Source organism: Nocardia sp. NRRL WC-3656 (assembly GCF_000720265.1).
Taxonomy (GTDB): Bacteria; Actinomycetota; Actinomycetes; order Mycobacteriales; family Mycobacteriaceae; genus Nocardia; species Nocardia nova.
In genome coordinates, this window is sequence record NZ_JOJF01000001.1 from 486,739 (window position 1) to 511,256 (window position 24,518).

The following is a 24,518-nucleotide window of genomic DNA, read 5'->3' on the forward strand; positions in this document are numbered from 1 at the left end:
GTGTGTGAGGGTTTCGGAAACGGGCATGGTGAGGGGCAGAATCAAGTTGAAGTGAACGGCGGGTAACCTCATTACCCGCCCACCAAGTGCCCGCGCTGGACAAGGAAGTCGATCACCCCGTGCCGAACGCTGCGATGACTGAAAAGACCGATGTAGTCCTCATCGGTGCCGGCATCATGAGTGCCACCCTGGGTGCACTGCTTCGCCAGTTGCAGCCCGACTGGTCGATCACCATGTTCGAGCGGCTGGACGCGGCCGCGCCCGAGAGCAGCGACCCGTGGAACAACGCGGGCACCGGCCACTCGGCGCTGTGCGAGCTGAACTACACGCCGCAGGCCGCCGACGGTTCGGTCGACATCACCAAGGCGATCGATATCAACGAGCGCTTCCAGGTGTCGCGCCAGTTCTGGGCCTACGGCGCCGAGAACGGCGTGCTCGCCGACCCCTCGGGCTTCATCAATCCCATTCCGCACGTGAGCTTCTGCCACGGCGCCGACGGCGTGGAGTATCTGCGCAAGCGCCACGCGGCGCTGGCCCGGCACCCGCTGTTCGAGGGCATGGAATTCATCGACAGCCCGGACGAGTTCACCCGCCGCCTGCCGCTGATGGCCCGGGGTCGCGACTTCTCCGAGCCGGTCGCGCTGAACTGGACCCAGACCGGTACCGATATCGACTTCGGATCGCTGACCAAGCAGCTGCTGGCCTACCTCGGTTCCTCGGGCGTGGAGATCGCGTTCGGCAACGAGGTGCGCAACCTGTCCAAGCAGTCCGACGGCAGCTGGACGGTCAAGGTCCGCAACACCCGCACCCGCACCTCCCGCACGATCAACGCCAAATTCGTCTTCGTCGGCGCGGGCGGGTATGCGCTGCCGCTGCTGCAGAAGGCCGGCATCAAGGAGATCCAGGGCTTCGCCGGGTTCCCGGTCAGCGGCCAGTTCCTGCGCTGCACCAACCCCGAGCTCATCGCCAAGCACGACGCCAAGGTCTACGGCAAGGCCGCCGTCGGCGCGCCGCCGATGTCGGTGCCGCACTTGGACACTCGGGTCATCAACGGCAAGCCGGGCCTGCTGTTCGGTCCCTATGCCGGCTGGACCCCGAAGTTCCTCAAGGACGGCAAGTTCAGCGACCTGTTCAAGTCGGTGCGGGCCGGCAACGTCACCCCGATGCTGGGTGTCGGCGTCACCGAACTCGGCCTGGTCAAGTACCTGGTCAGCGAACTGCTGAAGTCGCCGTCGGGCAAGGTGAACACCATGGAGGAGTTCATCCCGCGCGCCGACGGCCACGACTGGGAGCTGATCACCGCCGGTCAGCGCGTGCAGATCATCCGGCGCAAGGGCGTCGGCGGCGTGCTGGAGCTCGGCACCGCGGTGATCACCGCCGGTGACGGGTCCATCGCCGGACTGCTCGGCGCCTCGCCCGGCGCCTCCACCTGTGTCAGCGCGATGATCGACGTGTTGCAGCGCTGCTTCCCGAGCGAATACGCCGACTGGACACCGAAACTCAAGGAAATGGTGCCGTCGCTGGGTGTGAAGCTGTCGGAGAACCAAGCGCTGTTCCACGAGGTGTGGGACTGGTCCACCAAGGCACTTCATCTCAACGGCAGCGGCCGGGTCGACAACACGCCGATCGCCGCAGGGGTCGCGCACAGCTGAAACATGTGATAGCAAGACGCGATGATGTCAACGGTTGCGCTCAAACGGTCGTGGGCCGCGGATCTCGATACCGCGACGCTGTACAAGCTGTTGAAACTGCGCGTCGAAGTGTTCGTCGTGGAGCAGAAATGCGCTTATCCGGAACTGGACGGGCTCGATCTGCTCCCCGAGACACGCCACTTCTGGCTCGACGACGAGGGTGAGATCATCTGCACCCTGCGGCTGCTGGAGGAGCACAACAACGGCGTGAAGTCGTTCCGCATCGGCCGGTTGTGCACCACTCCCGAGGCGCGCGGTCACGGCTACACCACCCGGGTCCTGCAGGCCGCCATCGCCGAAGCCGGTTCGGCGACAGTGCGTTTGAACGCCCAGACCTATCTGGTCGACCTCTACACCAAGCACGGGTTCAAGCCCGACGGCGAGGAGTACGAGGAGGACGGAATCGCGCACATCCCCATGCGCCGGGGCTGAGTGGCGAATCCACCACGGAGATTTCGGCCCCGTACCCCTTCGTCGGGTGCGGGGCCCTCTCGTGTCGCGGGAAAGTCAGTCGCGCAACGGCTTCGGCGCCGGATCGCTGTCCGCGCCACACAATTCGCGGGCGAGCATCGTGGCGCCGGCGACCGCGCCCGGCATGAGGACCACGGCCACGAACGGCACGAGGAATGCGGCCGCCAGCGGAATGCCGAAGCCCCACACGAGCATTCGATGTGACCGCAGCATCGTGAGATGTTCGCGCAGCTCGATTCCGCGGCGCAGCATCGCGACCGCGGTCAGTTCCTGGGCCAGGAAGAACCCGGCCACGCAGACTCCGAGTACCGGGACCACCGTCTGTCCCACGACCGGCAGGAATCCGGTGCAGAACAGCACCACACCCCACACCGCCGCCCGGATCAGAATGCGCACCCCGTCGCGGACCCCGAGCCACACCTCGCGCCACAGCGGCAGTCCCGATTCCGGCGCCCGGCCGTCGGCCGACAGCGACCGATCCACCCGTTCCGACAGGGCCTCGTAGAACGGCTGCCCGATCACCAGCGTCACCGCGGTGAAGGTGATCACCGCCAGGAACATCCCGAGCAGCACCAGCAGCACGGCGAGGCCGCCGCGCAGCAGTCCGGGCCACGGCGACGTCCAGTGCGCCGCGAACGGCGTCGCCCACGCCACCAGATCCCCCGCGAACCACACCAGCGCCACCAGCAATCCCAGATACAGCGCCATCGAGATCGCCCCCGGCAGCAACCCCAGCCCCAGCTCCCGCCGATGCGCCGCAGCCCACCGCTGCCCCCGCACCAGATATCCGAAGCCCCGCACCACATCCCGCACCCGCCCAGCGTATTCGGCGGGTGGGCAGCGGGAGGTTCCGGTGCTCGCGGACGACACCGCCGAGACCTTGGCCGCGCGGGTGCTCGAGGCCGAGCATGTGGTGTTGCCACTGGTGGTGCGGCAGATCGCGGCGGGGCGGCGGCTGTAGCGCGACAGGGCAGCCCGGTGCGGGGGCGGAATGGGGCGCGCATACAGTGGGGGCGTGTCCGATTTCCGAGGTGAATCCGCATCGGCCGTGTCCGCGCATCGTGACGGTGAGGCGGGGTTTCCGTTCTCGGCGGTGGTGGGGCAGGAGCAGCTGCAGCTGGCGCTGATTCTGTGCGCCGTGCATCCGGGGATCGGCGGGGTACTGGTGCGCGGGGAGAAGGGGACCGCGAAATCGACCGTGGTGCGAGCGCTGGCGCAGCTGTTGCCGCCGGTGACCGACGAGGGTGGGCCGCGGCCGGCCCGGCTGGTGGAGTTGCCGGTGGGTGCGACCGAGGACCGGGTCGTGGGATCGCTGGATCTGGAGCGGGTGCTGCGTGACGGGGAGCAGGCGTTCCGGCCGGGACTGCTGGCGGCGGCGCATCACGGTGTGCTGTACGTCGACGAAGTGAACCTCCTGCACGACCATCTGGTCGACGTCCTGCTCGACGCGGCGGCGATGGGGCGGGTGCATATCGAACGCGATGGCGTGTCGCATTCGCATCCGGCCCGGTTCGTCCTGGTCGGCACCATGAATCCGGAGGAGGGCGAACTCCGCCCGCAGCTGCTGGACCGGTTCGGCCTCACCGTCGACGTCGCGGCTTCGCGCGATGTGGACGTGCGGATGGCGGTGGTGCGCCGCCGGCTCGACTACGAGGCCGATCCCGACGGCTTCGCCGCCGCCTACGCCGCGGCCGATCGCGATGTCGCCGAGCGCATTCTCGCTGCCCGCGAACGCCTCGCCGAGGTGGCGCTCGACGATATCGAACTGCGCCGGATCGCCGCGCTGTGCGCCTCCTTCGACGTCGACGGCATGCGCGCGGATCTGGTGGTGGCGCGGACCGCGACGGCCCACGCCGCCTGGCGCGGAAGTGACTGCGTGACAGCCGAAGACGTGCGGATCGCCGCGGAACTGGCGCTGCCGCACCGCCGCCGGCGCGATCCGTTCGACGAACCGGGCATCACCGACGAACAACTCGACGACGCCATGCGGGAAGCCGAACAGGAGGCCGAGCGGGCCCGCTCCGAGCAGAGCCGTGCGGAGAACGAATCTGCGAGCGGCGCAGCCGATTCGGAGAACGACCCCGAGCATGAGTTCGAGGGCGATACGGACACCGACGGAGGCCCCGAGAACAACGGTTCCGACGGCGGCCCCGACGACCAGGGCCCCGACGACGACGGCCCGGACTCACCGGGCGGCGGCCCGCGCGGTGGCGCCCGCGAGGGCAGTGCGGGGGCGCCGGCGAAATCCGCTGCCCGCCCGCCGCACTGGGAGATACCGGGGGTCGGGGAGGGTGCTCCCGGGCGCCGATCACGCGCCCACACCCGGCACGGCCGGGTGGTGCGATCGGTCACCGACACCTCCGCGGGCCTGCATCTGCTGGGCACGCTGTTCGCCGCCGCGCCGCATCAGCATGCCCGCGGCCGCGTCGAGGGCCCGCTGACACTGGAGGCCACCGATCTGCGTGGCGCGTATCGCGAAGGGCGCGAAGGCAATCTGGTGGTGTTCGTCGTCGACGCGTCCGGATCGATGGCCGCCCGCGACCGCCTCTCGGCCGTCACCGGAGCGGTGGTCGCTCTGCTGCGCGACGCCTATCAGCGCCGCGACAAGGTCGCCGTGATCACCGTGCGCGGCAGCGAGGCCGAACTGGTGCTGCCGCCGACCTCCTCGGTGGATATCGCGGTGCGCCGCCTCGCCGGCCTGCGCACCGGCGGCAAAACCCCACTGGCACAAGGATTGCTGAAGGCGCGCGAGGTGGTGGCCCGCGAACACGTCCGCGATCCGCAGCGCCGCGCGATGGTCGTGCTGCTCACCGACGGCCGCGCCACCGGCGGTGTCGACCCGATCCCGCGGGCCCGTGCGGCCGCCCGCCTGCTGGCCCGCGACGGCGTGGCCGGCGTGGTCGTGGACTGTGAACGCGGCATGGTCCGGCTGGGTCTGGCCGCCGAGTTCGCCAGGGAGCTGCGCGCCACCTACCTGCGCCTCGGCGAGCTCACCGGCGATTCGGTCGCCGCCGCGGTGAAGTCCGGATTGCCGCATCACCTGGCGGCGTGAACGTTCGTGCCACCATCGGCGACCGTTCCGATCGTGGCACGGCTGGACCCGCGCGGCCGGGCGGGTGCGCGGATGTGGGAATGTGATGCGTAGGTGCTCGACCAGGAGGATGCAGCGATGCCGAAGGGCGTTCCGGAGACGATTCCCGACGACGGGCTGACCACTCGCCAGCGGCGTAATCAGCCGGTGCTCGCCGTGCACACCGGGCCTGGCAAGGGGAAGTCGACCGCGGCGTTCGGGATGGCGCTGCGGGCCTGGAACCAGGGTTTCGATATCGCGGTCTTCCAGTTCGTGAAGAGCGCGAAGTGGAAGGTCGGCGAGGAGGCCGCCTTCCGCACCCTGGGCCGGCTGCACGAGGAGACCGGCACCGGCGGCCCGGTGGAATGGCACAAGATGGGCGAGGGCTGGTCGTGGACCCGCAAACAGGGCAGCGAGGACGATCATGCCGCGGCGGCGCTGGCCGGCTGGCGGGAGATCGCGCGCCGGCTGGCCGCCGAACAGCACCGCTTCTACGTGCTCGACGAGTTCACCTATCCGTTGAAATGGGGGTGGGTGGACGTCGACGAGGTGGTCGAGACGCTGCGGAACCGGCCCGGCAATCAGCACGTGGTGATCACCGGCCGCGACGCACCGCAGGCGCTGGTCGACGCGGCGGATCTGGTCACGGAGATGAGCAAGGTGAAACATCCGATGGACGCCGGGCGCAAGGGTCAGCGAGGTATCGAGTGGTGACGGCGGCCGGCCGATGACCACTCCGGCCGTGGTGATCGCCGCGCCCGCCTCGGGCAGCGGAAAGACCACGCTGGCAACCGGTTTGATCGGAGCGCTGCGCCGCGCCGGACATCGCGTCGCGCCGTTCAAGGTGGGGCCCGACTACATCGATCCGGGCTATCACGGCTTGGCGGCCGGGCGGCCGGGCCGCAACCTGGATCCGGTGCTCGTCGGTGCCGAGCGGGTGGTGCCGCTGTACCGGCACGGCAGCGCGGGTTGCGATGTGGCCGTGGTCGAGGGCGTGATGGGCCTGTTCGACGGCCGGATCGACGCCGAGAACCCCGCCCCCATTGCCGAGGGCTCGACCGCGCAGGTCGCCGCGCTGCTCGGCGCTCCGGTGCTGCTGGTCGTCGACGCGCGCGGCCACAGTCAGAGCCTGGCCGCCCTGCTGCACGGTTTCGCGACCTACGACAGCGGTATCCGGCTCGGCGGCGTGATTCTCAACCGGGTCGGCAGTCCGCGCCACGAACAGGTGCTGCGCGGCGCCTGCGCCCGGGTCGGCCTTCCGGTGCTGGGCGCACTGCCGCGAGTGGACGAATTATCGGTTCCCGCACGGCATCTCGGGCTCGTCCCGGCGGTCGAGCACGGCTCCGCGGCGCATGCGGCGGTCGAGGCCATGACCGAACTGGTCGGCGCGCACATCGATGTGGGCGCGGTCGCGCGACTGGCCGCCGCCGACGTGGACGGGCCCGCGTGGGATCCGATCGGCGAAGTCGCGGCGGCGGCCCCGCACCCACAGTGGCGGGGTCCCGGCGTGAGCCGGACCGCCCTCGACGGCCCGGAGCCGGGCGAAGACACCGGCCCCGCCGGAGCCGCGCTGTCCCTTGACAGCACGGCGCCTACCGTCGGCAGGTCTGACAGCTCGGCGCCTGCGATCGGCACGTCGCGGATCTCGGCGGAGACGGCGGGGCAACAACAGTCCGGCGAGCCGGAGACGCCGATACCGATGTCCGCCTCGGGCAGCGGAGTGCGAGAGCCCGCGCCGATCATCGCGATGGCCGGCGGTCCGGCGTTCACCTTCGGCTACGCCGAACATCGGGAATTGCTGGTGGCGGCCGGAGCGCGGGTGGCGGTCTTCGATCCGTTGCACGAGCAATTGCCCCCGGGGACAGCCGGTTTGGTCCTGCCCGGTGGCTTCCCGGAGGAGCATGCCGCCGATCTGGCCGCGAATACGCCACTGCTGACCGCGGTCGCCGAGGCCGCCGCCCGAGGCATGCCGATTCATGCCGAATGCGCGGGCCTGCTCTATCTGACCCGCTCGCTGGACGGGCACCGCATGGCCGGAGTCCTCGATGCGACCGCCGAATTCGGACCGCGCCTGACCCTCGGCTACCGGGATGCGGTGGCGTTGGCCGATTCGGTGCTGTGGCGCACGGGAGAACGCGTGCGCGGCCACGAATTCCACCGCACCCGCTTGGTCAGCACGGGATCGCACCCATCCGCCTGGGGATGGCGCACCGACGACGCCGCGGTCCGGGAAGGTGCGGTGGCCCTCCAGGTGCATGCGTCCTATCTGCACACTCATTCCGCCGGGAACCCCACGGCCACAGTCCGTTTCGTCGCGATGTGCGAACAGTTCGACGCGGCGCACGCCGGCGTGTGACGGCGATGGGCGAGCTCCCGTCGGAACGAGCCGCCGGCGGACCGCTGTATCCGGCGTCGCGGCGTGCCGGGCGGGTCGACGATCATCTGCGGCGGCCGGGCGAGGAGGCCCCGATGAGCGAGGCGGTGGTCGTGGGCTTGGGGGCGCGGCCGGATCCCACGGCGGAAGCCATTGTGGCGGCAGTGCGGGAAGTAGTGGGGAACAGCGCGATTCGATGTCTTGCGACGATCGATCGGCGGGCCGAGGAGCCGGGAACCGTCATGGCCGCCGCCGCATTCGGGGTGCCGGTGATCGGATTCGGTGCGGACGAACTGGCCCGGGTCGACGTCCCCCATCCGGGTCACCGCGCGGCGGTCGCGATCGGCACGCCCAGTGTCGCCGAAGCGGCCGCGCTTCTCGGCTGGCGGCGCTGGGGAGGGCGCGGACGGCTGATCGTGCCCAAGACGGTCGTCGGCACGATCACGGTCGCTGTTGCCGAGCAAGCGTGAACACGGGCCCGGCCGTTGCGGCCCGGCGAGCAGGATCCGACGACGCTCGGCCGAATCCGCAAAGGTGCGGATTCGGCCGAGTGGTCGCGAAAGCTGTTGTCCGGCTGTGCGTTACACGCAGGCGCCGCCGAGGGTCGCCGTCGTGACGATGGTGTATCCGGCGACCGGTGACAGTTCCGGCAGGCCGTCGTAGTACACCGCGCTGACGACGTGCTCGCCCGGCCGGTCGGGCACCCAGCCGATGCTGGCGACCCCGTTGACCACCGGCGCGGTGCCGACGATATTGCCGCTGATCCCGGAGAGGTGACTGAAGAAGTCGACGTTGCCGTGGGTGACGGGGCTGCCGTCGGGATTGCGCACCGTCGCCACCGCGTTCTGGGCGCAGCCCACCAGCGCGCCGCTGACCGGGCTCAGCGCCGACCCGGACATCGATACCGAGATCGTGGGCGCCACCGTCGCACCGGCCGGGGCCGCTCCTACGACCGGAAGCAGCGCGCCCATCAGCGCACCGGCGGCCAGGGCCAACCCGGCACGCGTACGTGCGGGCCACGCCCGCCCGGAAGACAGCGCCGGGCCCGGGAAAACCTGGGAGGAACCACGCGAAACACGGAATCCGCTCATCGTGCCTGCCTCTCGCTGTGCCGTCCCGGGCCGACGGCCCGGCGTCGATCCGTCGGAGGGTACCTGAGATCCAGCTCACATCGGATACGCCACGCGGAGCCGCCCCGACATTGCGGTACGCGGAGCGGGCGCGAGTTACGGCGCGACCGAGGTCCAATCGGCGAAGCCGGTGGGGTCGTGGCGGCCGAGGCTGCCGTGTTCGAACAGTCCCCAGCCCTCGGCGTCGCCGCACCGTGCCTGTCCGACGTGGTCGATCACACCCCACGGGATGCGCCCGGCCACCGCCGGATCCGTCAGGTCGTAGCTGCTGCTCGACGACCAGTCGCGGCCCTTCCACTGGCCGTGCAGCCAATCCGGATCGCCGCCGTAGCCGCAGCCGATATGCAGCGGAATGCAGGTGTGGGCGCGCACTTCCACGGTGAGCGGCGAGCCGTCGCCGGCGGTCATATCGAGCCGCGCGGACACCGGAATGCGTGTGCCGGAACGGTATTCGATGTGCATGCGGGGCCAGCCGAGCTGTTCGACCCGCCCGTCCGGCCACACCCGCACGGCATCGTTGAGGGTGCGGAAGCCGTCCGGATTCTCCTGCACGATCACCACGATCGCGAAGTCGTCGAAGCGCAGCGGAACATACAGCCACCAGAATCCGGCCGCCGGTTCGCTCGCATCGCGCCCGGGTGGTTCGGTCTCACCGACCGGCCGGATACCCCAGGACCGGTCGCGGGTCCCCATCCAGACGTCGGGGTCCACGGCGATGTCGTCGCCGTCGACCTGCAGGGTCCCCGACCAGGAGCCGACCTGGGCGAACCGGGAGGCGTCGATGATCGGCCGGCTGCCGGTGTGGATGAGATGCGGCTGCTCCTGGACGGCGGGGAACGAACCGTCCCAGGTGAGGTCGAAGGACAGGTCGTCGTGTTCGCAGATCGCCCGGACGCGCCGCAGCGGTTCGATCACCTCGATGCGATAGCCGCCGACGCTCATGTTCAGGTCCCGCGGCGGCAGCGCGTCCGAGAACCGGACCGTCCGCAGGACATCGCCCCGGCGCACCGCGGCGTACGCGTCGATCACGCCGAGATTCGGATAGACGCCGAAGCCGGTGACCAGCATCGTGCCGCCGCTGCGGTCGTGAGCGTTGAAGTAGCTGCGATCGTAGAAGTTACGGTCGGTGGTGGCCGCGCGCGCCAGCGACAGCGGCGTCTGGTGCACCGGATATTCGTCCAGCGGAACCGGCGCCTGCTGAGCCGGATGTCCGTCGATGCCTGTCATCGGTCTCCTCGATCCCACTGGTAGGTGCCGTCGAGCAGGGCCTCGAGGGCCGCTCGGTGCATCACGTAGTCGTCCCGGTCGTCGGTGTCGGTGTCCTCGCCGAAGTGGATCATCCGCCGTTTGATGCGCGCCATCACGATGCCGTGCCGCACCGCGGCGTAGACCAGGTACCACTCCAGATCCCGCAGGCGGTGGCCGGTGAGGTCCTCGTAGCGCGCGACCACGTCGTCGCGGCGCAGATAGTCCGGCAGGCCGGGCTGGTCGAAGCGGGTGGCGATGTCCTGGAAGAAGCGATGGATGAAGATCAGCCACGCCACGTCGAGTTCCCGCGGGCCGAGCGTGGCCATCTCCCAGTCCAGGACCGCGACCGGGTCGAATTCGTCGAAGATGATGTTGCCCGGCCGGGCATCGCCCCAGTTCAGCACGTCGGGCCCCGGATCGGCGGGCCAGTGCTGTTCGAGCCAGTCGAAACCGCGCTCCAGCAACGGGATTCGATAGCCGTCGTCGGCGAGCGCCCACCGGTACCAGTGGCGCTGGGCGTCGAAATGCCGGCGCAGCGACGAGCCCGCGCCGGCCAGGGCGGGGAATGTCGCGGCCGGGTCGGCGATGGCGTGGACCCTCGCGATGATGTCGACCGTGGCGTGGGTGATCCGCATCCGCTGCTGTGGCGTGGCGTCGAAGACCCAGCCGACGAACACGTACGGCGGATTGTCCTCCGGAATCCGCCCGTTGATCCGCTCCATCACGAAAAACGGTGTGCCGAGCACGGATTCGTCCGGTTCGAACCAGCACAGTCGCGGCACCGGCACATCGCTGTGCGCGCCGACACCGGCCATCACCGCGTACTGGGTGTCGAGGTCGTAGGTCTCGAAGACCGGGAACGAGCCCTCCTCGGGTGGCATCCGTGCGACGTAGGAGCCGGTCTCCGTGCGGCCGTCGCGCTCCCAGCTCGCCTCGAACATCACCGAGGAGCTGGACATGCCGCCCGCCTGCGGCCGCGACAGCCCCGTGACCACCGGCGCGGTGGTGCCGCTGAGCTTGCCGGCCAGCCACCGGGTGAGTCGCTCGGCGAGGTCGTCGAGATCGCGAGCGCTGGTGGTCAGTTGCCGCCGCTGCCCGGGGTCGGTATCGGATTCGCCCGACATTGCGGACCTCCTGACGGGATGAAAATGTCTGTGCGCCAACTCTTTACGCACCGGCACGGCGATATCCGGCCCGGTGCGGGCGGCGTGTGGATGAAATGTAACGCGTTCTAATGCGCGGTGGCGCGAAATCGGCGGCGAATTTTTCGCCGTTCCGCTGACCGGGACCCGGTTTGCCCGCAGTGCGCGCGAACGGTGCGGGGACCACCGACCCTGACATTCGTGCTGCCACGTACGCCGCGCGGAGTATCGCCGAATCGGGGTCCGGCCCTGAGGACTTTCGCCGCAGGCCCTCGTAACGTCGGGCACCGATCCGCGCACCCCGGCCGCTTCGGCGCCGGCGGCACTGCTTGTGCGCCGGAGCATTCGGGGAGAGGAGTGGGTAGTGAGTGTCATGGTGGCGCAGGCCGAACCGCCGCAGCTGGAGCACGAATCCGAGACGGCGGCGGGCTGGAAACCGCTCACCCGGGTGGCCTTTCGGTTCACGTTCCTGTACTTCGGGTTGTTCTGCCTGATCTATCCGCAGATCGTCTTCGCCTTCACCGGCTGGCTCGGCCGCTGGCTCGACGCCGACGCGGTGCTGTGGCAACCACGCTTGCTGCGCCCGGTGCTCGAGTGGGTGGGGCGCACGGTCTTCGGAGTGCATCCGGTGCTGAGTCCCAACGGCAGCGGTGATCAGACGATTCTGTGGGTGCTGGTGTTCTGCATCCTGGTCGTCGCCGTCGCGGGCACCCTGATCTGGACGCTGCTGGACCGCCGTCGCACCTATTACCGGCGCCTGGCCGGCTGGTTCCTGCTGTTCCTCCGGTTGTGTGTGGCCGGTCAGATGCTCAACTACGGGTTCGCCAAGGTCATCCCCACCCAGATGCCCGAACCGATGCTGTCGACGTTGCTCGAGCCGTACGGCAATCTGACCCCGATGGAGGTGCTGTGGAATCAGGTCGGAATGAGCCCGGCCTACGAGATCCTGCTCGGTTCCGCGGAATTGCTGGCCGGGATACTGCTGTTCGTTCCGCGCACGGCGACGGTGGGCGCGATGCTGACGCTGGTGAGCATGGCGCAGGTCTTCGTGCTCAACATGACCTTCGATGTGCCGGTCAAGATCCTGTCCGGACATCTGATGCTGATGTCGATGGTGTTGCTCGCGCCGCAGGCGCGGCGGCTACTGGATGTGCTGGTACTCGATCGTCCGGTCGCACGCTCGACGGCGCCGTACCCGTTCCGCACCCGCCGGGCACGATGGATCGCGGCGCTGGTGCAGGTCGGCATCGGGGTCTGGGTGGCGGTGGCCCTGACCCACGTGAGCCTGCAGTTGTGGGACGAGGGTCCGGGCCGGACGAAACCGCCGCTGTACGGCATCTGGCAGGTCGACGAATTCAGTCGCGACGGGCAGCCGGTTCCGCCGCTGCTCACGGACCCGGACCGGTGGCAGCGCGCGGTATTCGACCTCGCCGGCGTCATGCAGTATCAGCGGATGGACGGGACGCTGGTGCCCATGCAGGTGCGGGTCGACACCGGCGCACATCGTCTGGACCTGCATGCCGTGCCCGCCACCGCGGGGCACTCCGTGACCGCCGGCGGCTTCGCGTACGACCAGCAGGGCCCGGACCGGCTGCGGTTCACCGGAGATCTGGACGGACATCCGGTGACGGTGAGCTTCCGGCGTCAGGACCCGGACACCTTCCCGCAGCGCAGCCGCGGCTTCCACTGGATCCAGGACGCGCCCGGGGAGTAAGGTCAGCCGGCCGCCGCGCCGATCTGGTTGGCCCAGTGCGGATTCGGGGCGTAGAACTCCCCGGTGCCGGGGGCGAAGGCGGCCGCCGCCCCGGCGCATCCCCACAGCCGGGCCACCAGCCACGCGGTCGGATAGCCGAGGTAGCCGTACACGCCGTCGGTACACGGCGACGAGGCCCGGACGCAGTCCGGTTGCCCTTGGACATCGTTGTGATTGGGGCCGACCAAGGTGCCCCACACCTTCGTCACCGATGCCGGGGTGGCCTCGTAGTAGTCCTGGTTGGACTGCAGGCCCGGAAGTGCCCACAGCTTCTGCGAGGGGGAGATCAGCGCGTCGTCGGAGCCGTTGACGAAGAACACCGAACCGCCGCCGAGGCGGCGAGTGTCGGTGCAGCTCAATCTGTTCGAGCAGAACGACTGGGCGGGCAACTCGATCGGCACGGCGGTGCGAATCAGCCCGCCGGAATCGATCATCGCGTTGAGCACCCCGGTGGCACCTTGGGAATGACCGACGGCGCCGATCGCCGAGGTGTCGAGCCGATCGTGGAACACGCTCGCCGGATCGGCGGCCCGCTCGACGAGGTATCGCGCCGCCCCGGCGATGTCGACGCCCGTGCCGGTACTGCGATTCTCGGTCGCGATCACCACGAACCCCCACGAGGCCAGATGCCGCAGCAGATGGGCGTACTGGCGAGGTTGGGCGGCCGTGCCGTTACCCCAGGTGATGATCGGATGACGAGGGCCACGCGCGGCCACATCGGTCGGATACCAGATGTCGTAGGCGGCGCCGGTGCTGTCGCAGCAACCGAATTCGTAGTGCTCGGTGACCTGCCACGGGCCGGGCTCCAGGTAGCGGGCCTCGGTCGGGCCGCTCGCGCGGTAGGGGTCGGCCGCGTACGCGGTGGCGGCCACCGCGGCGGCGACCGCGACCGTCACCAGCACCGTCAGAACCTGCAGCACGGCTCGTCGCATGTTCGCAGCATAGAACCGTGCCGAACACACCGTGACGGAACGACGGCCGGTGGGAATGAGTGTGCGTGGCAGCGGGTTGTGCCGTGTCATGGGTGTAGAACTCTCCGACGACCTGAAGAAGATCCTCGACGACACAAAGGTTTTCGCCACGCTCGCGACGATCGGCCGCGACGGGCAGCCGCATCTGACCGTCACCTGGCTGCTGCGGGAGGGGGAGGAGTTGGTGTACTCCACCACCGTGTCGCGTCAGCAGTACAAGAACGTGGTGCGCGACCCGCGGGTGACGATCATGATCAACCCGCCGGACAATCCGTACGTCTATGCCGAGATCCGCGGCACCGCCACCGTCGTCCCCGATCCGGAGAAGGCCCGCCCGATCGGCTGTCGGTGAAATACACCGGCCTGCCCTATATCGAATTCAATCCCGCCTCCGTCGACGACGCCGAGCGAGTGGTCGTGCGGGTGACGCCGGAACGGATCAACGGCAGGCTCTGATGCGACCGAATTCACCTCGTGTGATTTTGTGAGATGAGTCTCGACTGTGATACGGCGAGCGTTGCAGAGCCGGTGTAACCCCTGCAGGATGGCGGGAGCGGCAGCTTCCGTCGCGCCAACTTCGCAGGTAGAGGGAGTTTCTCTTGGCTTCGTCAGGTCGCAGACAGAGTAGACGCACAACGCGCCGGTCCGGGATGCGCGCGGCAGCCGCGGGTGCCGCCGCACTGGCGTTGCTCACCGGCACGGGTGCCGGTGTCGCCGCCGCCCGGCCGGTCGGCGCGTTCGACGTCGGCGGGGCGATCGAGAAGGAATACGACCGCGCCGGCGGCGGCGCCTTCTTCGGCAACCCGACCGGACCGGAGTCCGACGCCAACGGCGGCAAATTCCAGGTCTTCGACCGCGGCTGCTCGATCTACTGGTCCGTGGGTACCGACGCCCATGCGATCTGCGGCCTGATCCGCGACAAATGGGGTTCGATGGGCTGGGAGAACAGCGCCCTCGGCTTCCCGCTCACCGACGAGGCCCAGGCCGGCAAGGACGGCAAGGCCCGCTTCAACCAGTTCCCCGGCGGCGTGATCTTCTGGTCGGCGAGTACCGGCGCGCACCCGGTCTGGGGTTCGATCCTCGGCATCTGGAACGGCAACAACGCCGACCGCGGCCGTTACGGCCTGCCCACCAGCGACGAATACGACTACAACGGCGGCAAGGCCCAGGATTTCCAGGGCGGCCGGATCACCTGGAAGCCCTGATCTTCCGGGCCTGCGGCGTCGCGACGGGTGATTGCGGAGTTCACCCGGCGACGCCGTAGGCTGAAACCTTGTGCCGAATACGACAGACGACCAGCAATCCGGTGACCCGAACTATGTCGTCGGGCTCGATCTGGCCGGCCGCCGCGTCGTCGTCGTGGGTGGCGGCTCGGTAGCCCAGCGCCGGCTCGGACTGCTCATCGCGAGCGGAGCCGATATCGAGGTGATCAGCCGGACGGTCACTCCCGCGGTGGAGGCGATGGCCACCTCCGGTCAATTGCGCATCTCCCAGCGGGCCTACGCCGACGGTGATCTCGACGGCGCCTGGTACGCGATCGCCTGCACCGACGAGCCCGAGACCAATGCTGCCGTGGTCGAAGAGGCCACCCGCCGCCGCATCTTCTGCGTGCGCGCCGACAATGCCCGGCTGGGCACTGCCGTGACTCCGGCCAGCGCCCGTTACGACGGGCTGACGCTCGCGGTGCTGGCCAGTGGACGGCACCGTCGTTCGGCCGCGGTGCGGACCGCGCTGCTGGAAGCCCTGCAATCGGGCGTGGTCATCGACGACTCCGAGCCCGTGGCGCCGGGTGTCGCGCTGGTCGGCGGCGGCCCGGGCGACCCCGATCTGATCACCGTGCGTGGCCGCCGGCTGCTGGCCCGCGCCGATCTGGTCGTCGCCGACCGGCTGGCGCCGCCGGAACTGCTGGCCGAACTCGGACCGCATGTGGAGGTCGTCGACGCGGCGAAGATCCCGTACGGCCGGGCGATGGCGCAGGAGGCGATCAACACCGCCCTCGTCGAGGGTGCCAAGGCGGGCAAATTCGTGGTCCGGCTCAAGGGCGGCGACCCGTACGTATTCGGCCGCGGCTACGAGGAACTCGAGGCGTGCGTGGACGCCGGGGTCCCGGTGACCGTGGTTCCCGGTGTCACCTCCGCGATCTCGGTGCCGGCGCTGGCCGGCATTCCGGTGACCCACCGCGGTGTCACCCACGAATTTGTGGTGGTGAGTGGGCACATTCCGCCCGATCACCCGGATTCGCTGGTGGACTGGCCGGCCCTGGCCCGGTTGCGCGGCACCCTCGTGCTGCTGATGGGGGTGGAACGCATCGAGAAGTTCGCCGCCGCACTCGTCGACGGTGGCCGCGCCGCCGATACGCCCGTCACCGTCGTGCAGGAGGGCAGCCTGCGCACGCAGCGGATCGTGCGCGCGGATCTGTCCACGGTCGCCGAACGCGTCCGCGCCGAGGGCATCCGGCCGCCGGCGATCATCGTCGTCGGCCCGACCGCGGGCTTCACCGCGGGCGCGCCGGATACCGTCGAGGCCGGTTAGGCCCGCGGTGCGTGCCCGGGACAGGGGCACAGCCCGCTGGGGCGACCCGCGGAAAGCGCGAGTACGCGTTGGGCTGGCCGGTGCCGATATCCGTTACAGTGAGTCACTGTGCTCGATAACCCCGCTGCGACGATGCAATATCCGGTGACGAAGCGGGCCTTCGGGCTGCCGATCCTGGTCCTGTCCGGCCTGCAGTTGATGGTCGTGCTGGACGGCACGGTCGTGATCCTGGCGCTGCCGGCCCTGCAACGTCACCTGGGCCTGACCAGTTCGGGCAGTGCGTGGACGGTGACCGCCTACGGGCTCACCTACGGCGGGCTGATGCTGCTCGGTGGGCGCCTCGGCGACTCGTTCGGTCGCAAAAAGATGCTGCTGCTCGGTGTTTCGTTCTTCACCCTCGCCTCACTGCTGTGTGGGCTGGCGCAGAACGAGGCCATGTTGATCGGCGCGCGGGCCCTGCAGGGCACCGGCGCCGCGATCGCCGCACCCGTGGCGATGGCGCTGGTTGTCAGTACCTTCGCGCCCGGACCGCCCCGCAATCAGGCGATCGCCATCTTCGGGTCGATGATGGGCGTGGGTTCGGTCGGCGGTCTCGTCGTCGGTGGCGCCCTCGCCGAATGGAACTGGCGGCTGATCTTCCTGATCAACGTGCCGATCGGACTGTTGATCATCCTGGGCGCGGCGTTCCAGCTGCACGATTCGACCCACCATCGACTGCCCCTGGACGTGCGCGGCGCCTTCCTCGGCACCCTGGGCTGCGTCGGTGTGGTGTTCGGCGCGACCGAGGGCCCCGATCTCGGCTGGACCAGCCCGTACGTCATCGGCGCGCTGATCGCCGGATTGCTGCTGCTGGTCGCGTTCGTGCTGGCCGAACGGTCCGCCGTCAATCCGCTGCTGCCGCTCACCCTCTTCCGCGATCGTGACCGCTCGATCACGTTCATCGCCCTGCTGCTGGGCTCCGGCGTCCTCGGCGCGATGACCTATTTCGTCGCGCAGTTCCTGCAGAACGTCGTCGGCTACAGCCCGCTCGTCGCCGGTCTGGCCTCGATCCCGTTCACGATCGGCGCCGGCATCGGCACCGGCGTGGCGTCCAAGGCCGCGTTGGTGATCCGGCCGCGGTGGTTGCTCGCCGGTGCGGCGGCCGTGCTGGCTGGGGCCCTGTTCTTCGGCTCCACCCTGGATCGCTACGTCGAATATCTGCCGACGCTGCTGGTGCTGCTGGCGGTGGTCGGTATGGCGATCGGTTTCGTGATCGTGGTCGGGCCGCTGTGCCTGCTGGTGGGCGTACCGGTGAACGAGGTCGGCCCGCTGTCGGCGATCGGCCAGATGATCCTCACCCTCGGCACCCCGTTCGCGGTCGGCCTGCTGACGCCGCTGGCGGCCTCGCGCACGCTCTCACTCGGCGGCCGGACCGATCGGACCTCGAATCTGACGCCCACCGAGGTGGCGGCGCTGTCCAGCGGTTACACCTTCGTGTTGCTCATCTGCGCGATCGGTGCCGTGATCATCGGGCTGCTGGTGCTCACTCTGCGTTACACCCCGCAACAACTCGCGCAAGCTCAGCACGCACAGGAGGAAGCGCAGCAGGTGTAGCCGTCTCGGCGGCGCGCGCGTCTCAGCGGCGATCGAACTGTTCCAGTAATTCGGTCCTGCCGAAGACGGTCGCCGATTCCCGAGCCGACGGTGTGCCCGCGTCCGGATCGGCTCCGGCCGCCAGCAGGGCCTTCAGGATGTCGTCCTCGCCTTTGAACACCGCTCCCGCGGCCGGGGTCTGGCCGCGGTCGTTGGCGCGATCGGGATCCGCGCCGCGTTCGAGCAGTGCGGTCACCGCCGCCTGCTGCCCGTGGTAGGCAGCCAGCATCAGCAAGGTGTCGCCCTTGTCGTTGCACAGATTCACCGGGACGCCCGCGTCGATATACGCCGCGAGCGTCGCGGCCTCGCCCGTGCGGGCCAGCTCGAAGAGCTTGGTCGCCAGTTCGACCAGGTCCGGATCCACACCGTCGGTAGCCACGGGCCATTACTACCACGGCGGGGCGACGGTCCGGCGAAACGGCGACCTGCCTTTCGATCGGCTCGGCGCGCGGTGCGCGATCAGTTGTAGGAGCGCGCGACCCCGTCGAGAAGGTGTTCCAGGGTGTCGTAGGTCGGAGTGTCGACGACGTCGACGACATCCGGGGCGACCGGAATGTGGTGTTCGGCGGTGACGGCGCTGAACTGGGACGGATCGGCGGTACGGAAGCCGTGCTCGGCGGCCAGGCGCTGCAGTTCGGGATCGGTGCTCAGCAGCTGTCCGACCCGGTCGCCGGTGGCGGTCAGCGGGACCAGCGTGTGCCGGGACAGGACCGTCGGAGACGGGTACAGCATCACCGCGTCGGCGGGCAGCTTGCCGGCGACGGCGGCCTCCACGAATTGCGATTCGTAGCCCCACACCATGGGCGTGGGACCCATTCCGGCAGTGAGGTATTCGCCGAACGGACCCGCGCTGGAATTCTCGGTGTACCCCTGTTTGGTGAACAGCCGCGACACCTTCGACAGCACGAAATTCTCGGCGGCCGGACCCTGCACGATCGCGTCGTCGTTGGCGACGTAGGCGGCCACCGCCAGATACATCGCCGCCGAATTGGAGGTCCGCGGATCGGTGGTCGAGATCAACACGTTCTTGCGCACCGGATAGGAGGTGTTGGCCTCCAGCTGATCCCACTGGGTGCCCTGCTGCGTGAGATCGAGATACCGCCGCATATCGAAGGCGGGCACAGTCCCTGGACGAGCGATTCCCGCGCGTGCGAGCAGGTCCACGATCGGCCGGAAACTGGCGACCACCATCGGCGAGGAGAACGGCGTGTATTTCGCGGTGATCCCGCGTTCGCGCTGAATTCGTTCGGCGGCAAGGCTGCTCGACGGAAAGGCGAAGTCGTCACCGTCCAGCTTCACCGACGTCGCGATCTGCCGCGATCCGGCCGGGTCCACCTCCAGCCGAATTCCTTTGCGCGCCAGTGCGTCCACCACGCGGGGATCGGTGAAGAAGCCCATCTTCTCCGACCCGACCACGCCGTGCGCGGTGATCAGCGCGGGAGCCGGGGCGGGGGAGCCGCTGTCGCCGCCGCGAAAGCCGAAGGCCACAACGAGCACGACGACTACGACGACCACCGCGGCGGCTACGGCCAGGACCCGTGGCTGTCGCAATACGGTTACCAGGCCCGCTGTGCGCGCTCCACTGGAGGCCGGGCTCGTCGCGGCCGCGTGCTCCGGTTCCGGTTCTGCTGCAGCGTCACTCGCGGACGGTGTGGCGGCCACGGTCTGAGGTTTCGTCGGTTCGACGGGGGAGTGGCCGGGTGCGACGGCGACATCGGACGTCGCGGAAAGCGCCGGCGAGGCGAGGTCTTTCCGCTCGTCCGCCGTGGACTCGACCGCAGCCTCATCGGCTACGGCGGGAAGCGAATCGTTTTGGTCTGTACTGCTTTCGATGACGTCGGCATCGGGCAGGTCGGGGTCCGGGTCGCCGCTGTGTGCGATGTCGCCGGGGCGCGGCGAATCCGCCTCGCCGGGTGCGGGTTCCGACGCGTCGGCGTCTTGCGCGACGGTTTCGGTCGCCGATTCCGCGACGGCGCTCGGGACGTGATCGACGGGCGCGGGCATGTCATCGGCAGACGCGGCGTCGGCGGGCGCGGAGGTCGCATCGGCGGGCGCGGGCACGTCATCGGCGGGCGCGGGCGCGGCGTCGGTAGGCGCGACTTCGGTGGGCGCGGCGTCGGTGGCGTCCTCCTCGATCGAGGGCGCCGACACCCGCTCCGGAACAACCGGCGCATCCGCGTAGTCGAGTTCGTGCGAACGGTCGTCGGCCCTGGGCTGCGGTGGGGTGTGCTGCAATTCGCGGCGCACGATGCGTTCCACCAGAATCGGCACGAAATCGCGGACGGCGTGGCCGTCGAAGCGACGGCGCACCTGGCCGACCATTTCCTCTACCAATTCCGGGGAATGGCTGCTGCCGTAATGGCCGACCAGCCGATCGGTCAACTGACGCAGTGCCTTTTCTTCACGGTCGGTGGCGTCACCCACGCCGAACTCCTCGCCCAATCGCATCCCAACGGCAGCGGTCGGCCGGCCGCGCCGGAAATTACGATAGCGAGCCGGAATGCCCGTTCCGTGCCACCGTGTTTCGGCCCGATGACGGTGAAATGCGCTGGTGGAGGGGCATTTTCCGGCGATTGTTCCCGTGGCTGGGCAGGCGCTATTCGGCTCGAATTACGTCGGCGGTCACCGAGAATTCACTCACGTGAGGACCAGCAGTTCGCTCGACGACGCGATTTCCACACGCAGCCCGGCCTTTTCGGCGATCCGCGCCAGTGCGCGGATATCGCCGGGCTCGGCGCGAGTCGACACCAGGGCCCGCGCCAGCAGCCCCTTGTGATGTTTGTTGAAATGGCTCACCACCGTGCGGCTGCCGTCCGGGCGTTCGGTCAGTACGGTCGCGGTCACCGCGCCGGGCAGCCGCCCCAATTGCTGATAGGTGCCCGAACGCAGGTCGACGACCAGCTGACCGGCCGTCGCCTCCCGCAATGCCGGGGCCAGCACCGGTTTCCACAACGACGCCAGCGTCGGCAGGCCCGGCAGTTTCGAACCGCCCGACAGCCGATACCCCGGAATCGCATCCCCCGCGCGCACGATCCCGAACAGCGCCGAGCCGATTGCCAGCCGCGCCTCGGCGCGAGCGCGCTGCGTCTTGGTCAGCGAACCGGCGTCGAGCGCGTCGTAGAGCACTCCGGTGTAGCGCCGCAGCGCCGGTGCGGTCGCGGCGGTCCGCAGCGTCGCGTTGCGGGCGAGCGCGGTCTGCAAACCTTCCGCGCCCGCGCCGGTCGCCTTTCCCAGCCCCAATGCCACCCGTGCCGCCTCAGGGTCCGCGGACAATTCGATCAGCTCGGTGATCAGCTTGTCCCGCACTGCGGTGAGCTGCGGTAACCATAGGGAATCCAGATCGAGCGGACCGAGATTTCCGCCGTCGGACTTGGTTTCGGAAGGAGGCAGAATCACCAGCACGAGCCGATACGGTAATGCCCTGCAGGCATCCACGCAGCAGCGGCTAGTCTGTGCATCCGTGATCACCCGTCTCTCGCACCTGTTCCTGCGCACCCTGCGCGACGATCCCGCCGACGCCGAGGTGCCCAGCCACAAACTTCTGGTCCGCGCCGGATATGTGCGCCGGATCGCGCCGGGCGTCTATTCGTGGTTGCCGCTGGGTTTGAAGGTGCTGCGCAAGATCGAGGACGTGGTGCGCCAGGAGATGGACGCGATCGGCGGCCAGGAGATTTCGCTGCCCGCGCTGCTGCCGCGCGAGCCGTACGAAACCACCCACCGCTGGACCGAATACGGCGACAGCCTTTTCCGCCTGCAGGACCGTAAGGGAGCCGACATGCTGCTCGGACCCACCCACGAGGAATTGTTCGCCCTGACGGTCAAGGGTGAATACAACTCCTACAAGGATCTGCCGGTCACGCTCTACCAGATTCAGACCAAATACCGCGACGAGGAACGGCCGCGCGCCGGAATTCTGCGCGGACGCGAATTCGTCATGAAGGACTCGTACTCCTTCGATCTGGACGAGGACGGCCTGAAGGCCAGCTATGCCGCACACCGCCAGGCATATCAGCGGATGTTCGCCCGGCTCGGGATCGAATACGTGATCGTCGCCGCCACCTCCGGCGCGATGGGCGGCAGCGCCTCGGAAGAATTCCTGGCCAGCAGCCCGATCGGCGAGGACACCTACGTGACCTGCCGCGAATCGGGATACGCGGCCAATGTGGAGGCCGTGGTGACGCCCGCGCCGCCGGAGATCCCGATCGAGGGGCAGCCGGCCGCCGTCGTGCACGACACCCCGGGCACGCCGACCATCGCGTCCCTGGTCGACTGGGCCAACGACGCCGGTATCGCCGAACAGTACGGCCGCCCGGTGACCGCCGCCGACACGCTCAAGAACGTCATGGTGAAGCTGCGCCACCCCGACGGCAAGTCCGAGATCGTCGGCATCGGCGTGCCCGGTGACCGCGAGGTCGACGCCAAGCGGCTGGGCGCGAGCCTCGAACCGGCCGAGGTGGAGTTGCTCACCGACGAGGACTTCGCCGCCAATCCGTTCCTGGTGAAGGGTTACATCGGCCCGAAGGCGCTGCTGGACAACGGTATTCGCTATCTCGTCGACCCGCGCGTGGTGACCGGCACGTCGTGGATCACCGGCGCCGACGCCTCCGGCAAACATGTCGTGGGACTCGTCGCGGGCCGCGATTTCACCCCCGACGGCACGATCGAGGCCGCCGAGGTGCGCGACGGCGACCCCTCGCCCGACGGTCGCGGTGTGCTGCAGTCGGCGCGCGGTATCGAGATCGCCCACATCTTCCAGCTCGGCTACAAGTACACCGACGCCTTCGAGGTGGATGTGCTCGGTGAGAACGGCAAACCGGTCCGGCTCGTCCAGGGTTCCTACGGGGTCGGCGTCTCCCGGATGGTCGCGGTGATCGCGGAGCAGATGCACGACGAGAAGGGGCTGCGCTGGCCGGCCGAGGTCGCCCCCTTCGATGTGCACGTCGTCATCGCCAACAAGGACGAGGCGGCCCGCACCGGAGCCGAGGAGGTCGTCGCCGGTCTGGACGCCCAGGGCGTGGACGTCCTGTTCGACGACCGCACCGCCTCACCCGGCGTCAAGTTCAAGGATGCCGAATTGCTCGGCATGCCTTGGGTTCTCGTCATCGGCCGGGGCTGGGCCGACGGCAAGGTGGAGCTGCGTAACCGCTTCACCGGCGAATCCGAGGACATCCCGGCGGACGCGGCCGTCGATACTGTGCTCGCGAAGATTCGCGGCTGATCGCCCGAGTGCACCCGGTCGCTGCGACCGGGTGCATCCGGCCGGCGACCCGCGCTACGGGCAACGGAAGGCAGGAGCTAGCGGTGTTCAGGCCGCCGCTCGTGCTCAGGGCTGGCCCGGGAACGGTGTGGTCGCGGGATTCACGCCCAGAATCGACTGCCAGGTGGCCAAGCGGACGGCGCATTCGGTGAGGGCCTCGATGCCGATGCGGCGGCGATCCGGGGTGGTGGAGTGTTCCACGACCGCGCGCCAGGCCACCGCCGTGTCGGTCTCCACGGTGACGGCGAGTTTGGCCGCGGGGATGGGATCGTCGACCGGAAACGGCGGGGTGTAGGCGGCGGCGGGCGCCGGAACACTCGCACCGGCCTCCTTCAGTGCGTCGACGGTGGCGTCGCGGCGGGCACGGTGGGCCGCGGTGAACTCGGCGACGACCTTCGCGCGCTCCGGGGACGCGTAGGCCGCGATGAGGCCGTAGGCGTAGACCGCGGTGTATTCGGCGTTCAGCGCGTCGAGCAGCGCCTGCTGATCGGTACTCACGCTGTGTCCTTTCTGGGGTGTGCGGGGCGCTGCGTGGTGACGCTGCGCTGCCGCCTGCGCGCCTGACCGCTCACGCCAGCACCACCGCCACGTGGGCGCCGCAGCAGGCGCTGATCGAGGCGAGCAGACCGGCGCGATATCCGGACAGGGTCGCGGCCAGCTCGGCCGCGGAGTGCTGGGAGTCCGTCAGCCGGGCCCGCAGCGCGGCGACGCTCGGCGGCGGGGTGGGGGCGGGCGGTTCGGCGACGGGGGGCGTCGCGGACTTCGGCTTGGTGCCGTCGCCGTATACGCCTACCGCGCGGTCGATTTCGGTGCGCAGCGCATCGGCGTGCTGGGCACGCTGGGCGGCGACGACGGTCAGCGCGGCGGTGTGCTCCGGTGCGGCGGCGATGGCCGCCTTCGCCCACACGGCGTCCGTACGCGCCGATTCCTCCTGCGACACAAGCACATCCGGTATCGACGGCTTGTCGTCCGAACAGGCCGCGACCGCACTCACGGCGACGAGCGCGACCACGCCACCTCCGGCCGAGCGCAACAGCGAGCGGCGGTCGAGGCGTGGGGGAACGGTCCGATCCGGCGGCACCGGAATCACATCGAGACGGCTGGGCACGCCTACATCGTGCCAGTGATCATCACGCGCCCCCGCGCCCAGCCCGCCGACATGCCTCGCTCGCGCTCGTTCGCGGCCGGGCCGGTCGTCCGTCCGCCCTGCTGAGCCAGGGTGCCACCGGCGGTGCACGCCCGCGCGT

22 protein-coding genes are annotated in these 24,518 nt (G+C 69.3%); 12 read left to right on the top strand and 10 right to left on the bottom strand.

Annotated features, from left to right (window positions below; all coding sequences use genetic code 11):
* The first annotated feature begins 134 nt into the window (after nucleotides 1–134).
* Both mqo and IG65_RS0102385 read left to right on the top strand, forming a co-directional pair.
* Complete coding sequence (mqo, locus tag IG65_RS0102380) at nucleotides 135–1,652, top strand: malate dehydrogenase (quinone) (RefSeq protein ID WP_081879224.1); 1,518 nt, start codon at nucleotides 135–137, stop codon at nucleotides 1,650–1,652.
* 21 nt (nucleotides 1,653–1,673) lie between these two features.
* A complete protein-coding gene (locus tag IG65_RS0102385; protein WP_030513138.1) occupies nucleotides 1,674–2,123 on the top strand; it encodes a GNAT family N-acetyltransferase in 450 nt (149 codons plus the stop codon).
* Nucleotides 2,124–2,198: 75 nt separating this feature from the next.
* Here IG65_RS0102385 and IG65_RS0102390 read toward each other — a convergent pair whose 3' ends face one another.
* Entirely contained in the window at nucleotides 2,199–2,975 is a 777-nt protein-coding gene (locus IG65_RS0102390; protein WP_030513139.1) for an EI24 domain-containing protein, read from the bottom strand.
* Between the two features lie 202 nt (nucleotides 2,976–3,177).
* Here IG65_RS0102390 and IG65_RS0102400 point away from each other — a divergent pair, with 202 nt between their 5' ends.
* The 4 genes from IG65_RS0102400 (at nucleotide 3,178) to IG65_RS0102415 (ending at nucleotide 8,076) form a co-directional block, all read left to right on the top strand.
* Nucleotides 3,178–5,214 carry a magnesium chelatase subunit D family protein gene (locus tag IG65_RS0102400; RefSeq protein ID WP_231509014.1) on the top strand — a complete coding sequence of 679 codons (2,037 nt, stop codon included), beginning with the start codon at nucleotides 3,178–3,180 and terminating at the stop codon, nucleotides 5,212–5,214.
* A 117-nt stretch (nucleotides 5,215–5,331) separates the two neighbouring features.
* Nucleotides 5,332–5,946, top strand: a complete 615-nt coding sequence (gene cobO / locus IG65_RS0102405; protein WP_030513141.1) for a cob(I)yrinic acid a,c-diamide adenosyltransferase — start codon at nucleotides 5,332–5,334, stop codon at nucleotides 5,944–5,946.
* A gap of 13 nt (nucleotides 5,947–5,959) precedes the next feature.
* Entirely contained in the window at nucleotides 5,960–7,588 is a 1,629-nt protein-coding gene (locus IG65_RS0102410; RefSeq protein ID WP_030513142.1) for a cobyrinate a,c-diamide synthase, read from the top strand.
* Nucleotides 7,589–7,593: 5 nt separating this feature from the next.
* Entirely contained in the window at nucleotides 7,594–8,076 is a 483-nt protein-coding gene (locus IG65_RS0102415; protein WP_231509015.1) for a cobalamin biosynthesis protein, read from the top strand.
* Between the two features lie 111 nt (nucleotides 8,077–8,187).
* On the opposite strand, the gene IG65_RS0102420 is transcribed toward IG65_RS0102415, so the two are convergent.
* The 3 genes from IG65_RS0102420 to IG65_RS0102430 form a co-directional block, all read right to left on the bottom strand.
* The gene (locus IG65_RS0102420) at nucleotides 8,188–8,697 is read right to left on the bottom strand and encodes a hypothetical protein (protein ID WP_156055461.1); all 510 of its coding nucleotides are present in this window, start codon (nucleotides 8,695–8,697) and stop codon (nucleotides 8,188–8,190) included.
* A gap of 135 nt (nucleotides 8,698–8,832) precedes the next feature.
* Complete coding sequence (locus IG65_RS0102425; RefSeq protein WP_051755142.1) at nucleotides 8,833–9,963, bottom strand: hypothetical protein; 1,131 nt, start codon at nucleotides 9,961–9,963, stop codon at nucleotides 8,833–8,835.
* Nucleotides 9,960–11,108, bottom strand: a complete 1,149-nt coding sequence (locus IG65_RS0102430; protein WP_030513146.1) for a phosphotransferase family protein — start codon at nucleotides 11,106–11,108, stop codon at nucleotides 9,960–9,962. The genes IG65_RS0102425 and IG65_RS0102430 overlap by 4 nt, the downstream gene beginning before the upstream one ends.
* Before the next feature lie 391 nt (nucleotides 11,109–11,499).
* Between IG65_RS0102430 and IG65_RS0102435 the strand changes: the two genes are divergently transcribed.
* Nucleotides 11,500–12,840, top strand: coding sequence for a hypothetical protein (locus IG65_RS0102435; protein ID WP_030513147.1), 1,341 nt, complete (start codon nucleotides 11,500–11,502; stop codon nucleotides 12,838–12,840).
* 2 nt (nucleotides 12,841–12,842) lie between these two features.
* Here IG65_RS0102435 and IG65_RS35660 read toward each other — a convergent pair whose 3' ends face one another.
* Nucleotides 12,843–13,811 (bottom strand): alpha/beta hydrolase, encoded by a 969-nt coding sequence (locus IG65_RS35660; RefSeq protein WP_063833529.1) that lies wholly within the window; start codon nucleotides 13,809–13,811, stop codon nucleotides 12,843–12,845.
* Between the two features lie 88 nt (nucleotides 13,812–13,899).
* Here IG65_RS35660 and IG65_RS34290 point away from each other — a divergent pair, with 88 nt between their 5' ends.
* From IG65_RS34290 to IG65_RS0102460, 4 genes are all read left to right on the top strand, one after another.
* Nucleotides 13,900–14,202, top strand: coding sequence for a PPOX class F420-dependent oxidoreductase (locus tag IG65_RS34290; protein ID WP_231509016.1), 303 nt, complete (start codon nucleotides 13,900–13,902; stop codon nucleotides 14,200–14,202).
* 298 nt (nucleotides 14,203–14,500) lie between these two features.
* The gene (locus tag IG65_RS0102450; protein ID WP_030513149.1) at nucleotides 14,501–15,055 is read left to right on the top strand and encodes an LGFP repeat-containing protein; all 555 of its coding nucleotides are present in this window, start codon (nucleotides 14,501–14,503) and stop codon (nucleotides 15,053–15,055) included.
* A gap of 70 nt (nucleotides 15,056–15,125) precedes the next feature.
* Nucleotides 15,126–16,382, top strand: a complete 1,257-nt coding sequence (gene cobA, locus IG65_RS0102455; RefSeq protein WP_030513150.1) for a uroporphyrinogen-III C-methyltransferase — start codon at nucleotides 15,126–15,128, stop codon at nucleotides 16,380–16,382.
* A 132-nt stretch (nucleotides 16,383–16,514) separates the two neighbouring features.
* Nucleotides 16,515–17,975 (top strand): MFS transporter, encoded by a 1,461-nt coding sequence (locus IG65_RS0102460; RefSeq protein WP_030513151.1) that lies wholly within the window; start codon nucleotides 16,515–16,517, stop codon nucleotides 17,973–17,975.
* Nucleotides 17,976–17,997: 22 nt separating this feature from the next.
* Here the strand turns inward: IG65_RS0102460 and IG65_RS0102465 are convergent, their stop codons facing one another.
* The 3 genes from IG65_RS0102465 to yaaA all read right to left on the bottom strand — a co-directional run bounded on the left by IG65_RS0102465 (nucleotide 17,998) and on the right by yaaA (nucleotide 21,416).
* The gene (locus IG65_RS0102465) at nucleotides 17,998–18,393 is read right to left on the bottom strand and encodes an ankyrin repeat domain-containing protein (RefSeq protein ID WP_036522742.1); all 396 of its coding nucleotides are present in this window, start codon (nucleotides 18,391–18,393) and stop codon (nucleotides 17,998–18,000) included.
* Nucleotides 18,394–18,473: 80 nt separating this feature from the next.
* Nucleotides 18,474–20,438 carry a three-helix bundle dimerization domain-containing protein gene (locus IG65_RS38345; RefSeq protein ID WP_197039764.1) on the bottom strand — a complete coding sequence of 655 codons (1,965 nt, stop codon included), beginning with the start codon at nucleotides 20,436–20,438 and terminating at the stop codon, nucleotides 18,474–18,476.
* 213 nt (nucleotides 20,439–20,651) lie between these two features.
* Nucleotides 20,652–21,416: a peroxide stress protein YaaA gene (yaaA, locus tag IG65_RS0102475; protein WP_030513154.1), complete on the bottom strand. Its 765-nt coding sequence runs from the start codon at nucleotides 21,414–21,416 to the stop codon at nucleotides 20,652–20,654.
* Nucleotides 21,417–21,474: 58 nt separating this feature from the next.
* Here yaaA and IG65_RS0102480 point away from each other — a divergent pair, with 58 nt between their 5' ends.
* Nucleotides 21,475–23,232 (top strand): proline--tRNA ligase, encoded by a 1,758-nt coding sequence (locus tag IG65_RS0102480; protein WP_030513155.1) that lies wholly within the window; start codon nucleotides 21,475–21,477, stop codon nucleotides 23,230–23,232.
* A gap of 105 nt (nucleotides 23,233–23,337) precedes the next feature.
* Here the strand turns inward: IG65_RS0102480 and IG65_RS0102485 are convergent, their stop codons facing one another.
* Nucleotides 23,338–23,769 (bottom strand): ferritin-like domain-containing protein, encoded by a 432-nt coding sequence (locus tag IG65_RS0102485; protein WP_030513156.1) that lies wholly within the window; start codon nucleotides 23,767–23,769, stop codon nucleotides 23,338–23,340.
* Nucleotides 23,770–23,839: 70 nt separating this feature from the next.
* Entirely contained in the window at nucleotides 23,840–24,379 is a 540-nt protein-coding gene (locus IG65_RS0102490) for a hypothetical protein (RefSeq protein ID WP_231509018.1), read from the bottom strand.
* Nucleotides 24,380–24,518: the final 139 nt, after the last annotated feature.

Coding starts and splice junctions, on each gene's coding strand:
- IG65_RS0102410 (WP_030513142.1), top strand. CDS start 5,960: ATGACCACTCCGGCCGTGGTGATCGCCGCGCCCGCCTCGGGCAGCGGA.
- IG65_RS0102425 (WP_051755142.1), bottom strand. CDS start 9,963: ATGACAGGCATCGACGGACATCCGGCTCAGCAGGCGCCGGTTCCGCTG.
- mqo (WP_081879224.1), top strand. CDS start 135: ATGACTGAAAAGACCGATGTAGTCCTCATCGGTGCCGGCATCATGAGT.
- IG65_RS35660 (WP_063833529.1), bottom strand. CDS start 13,811: ATGCGACGAGCCGTGCTGCAGGTTCTGACGGTGCTGGTGACGGTCGCG.
- IG65_RS0102430 (WP_030513146.1), bottom strand. CDS start 11,108: ATGTCGGGCGAATCCGATACCGACCCCGGGCAGCGGCGGCAACTGACC.
- IG65_RS0102385 (WP_030513138.1), top strand. CDS start 1,674: ATGATGTCAACGGTTGCGCTCAAACGGTCGTGGGCCGCGGATCTCGAT.
- IG65_RS0102420 (WP_156055461.1), bottom strand. CDS start 8,697: ATGAGCGGATTCCGTGTTTCGCGTGGTTCCTCCCAGGTTTTCCCGGGC.
- IG65_RS0102460 (WP_030513151.1), top strand. CDS start 16,515: ATGCAATATCCGGTGACGAAGCGGGCCTTCGGGCTGCCGATCCTGGTC.
- cobO (WP_030513141.1), top strand. CDS start 5,332: ATGCCGAAGGGCGTTCCGGAGACGATTCCCGACGACGGGCTGACCACT.
- IG65_RS0102415 (WP_231509015.1), top strand. CDS start 7,594: ATGGGCGAGCTCCCGTCGGAACGAGCCGCCGGCGGACCGCTGTATCCG.
- IG65_RS0102435 (WP_030513147.1), top strand. CDS start 11,500: ATGGTGGCGCAGGCCGAACCGCCGCAGCTGGAGCACGAATCCGAGACG.
- IG65_RS0102450 (WP_030513149.1), top strand. CDS start 14,501: ATGCGCGCGGCAGCCGCGGGTGCCGCCGCACTGGCGTTGCTCACCGGC.
- IG65_RS34290 (WP_231509016.1), top strand. CDS start 13,900: ATGGGTGTAGAACTCTCCGACGACCTGAAGAAGATCCTCGACGACACA.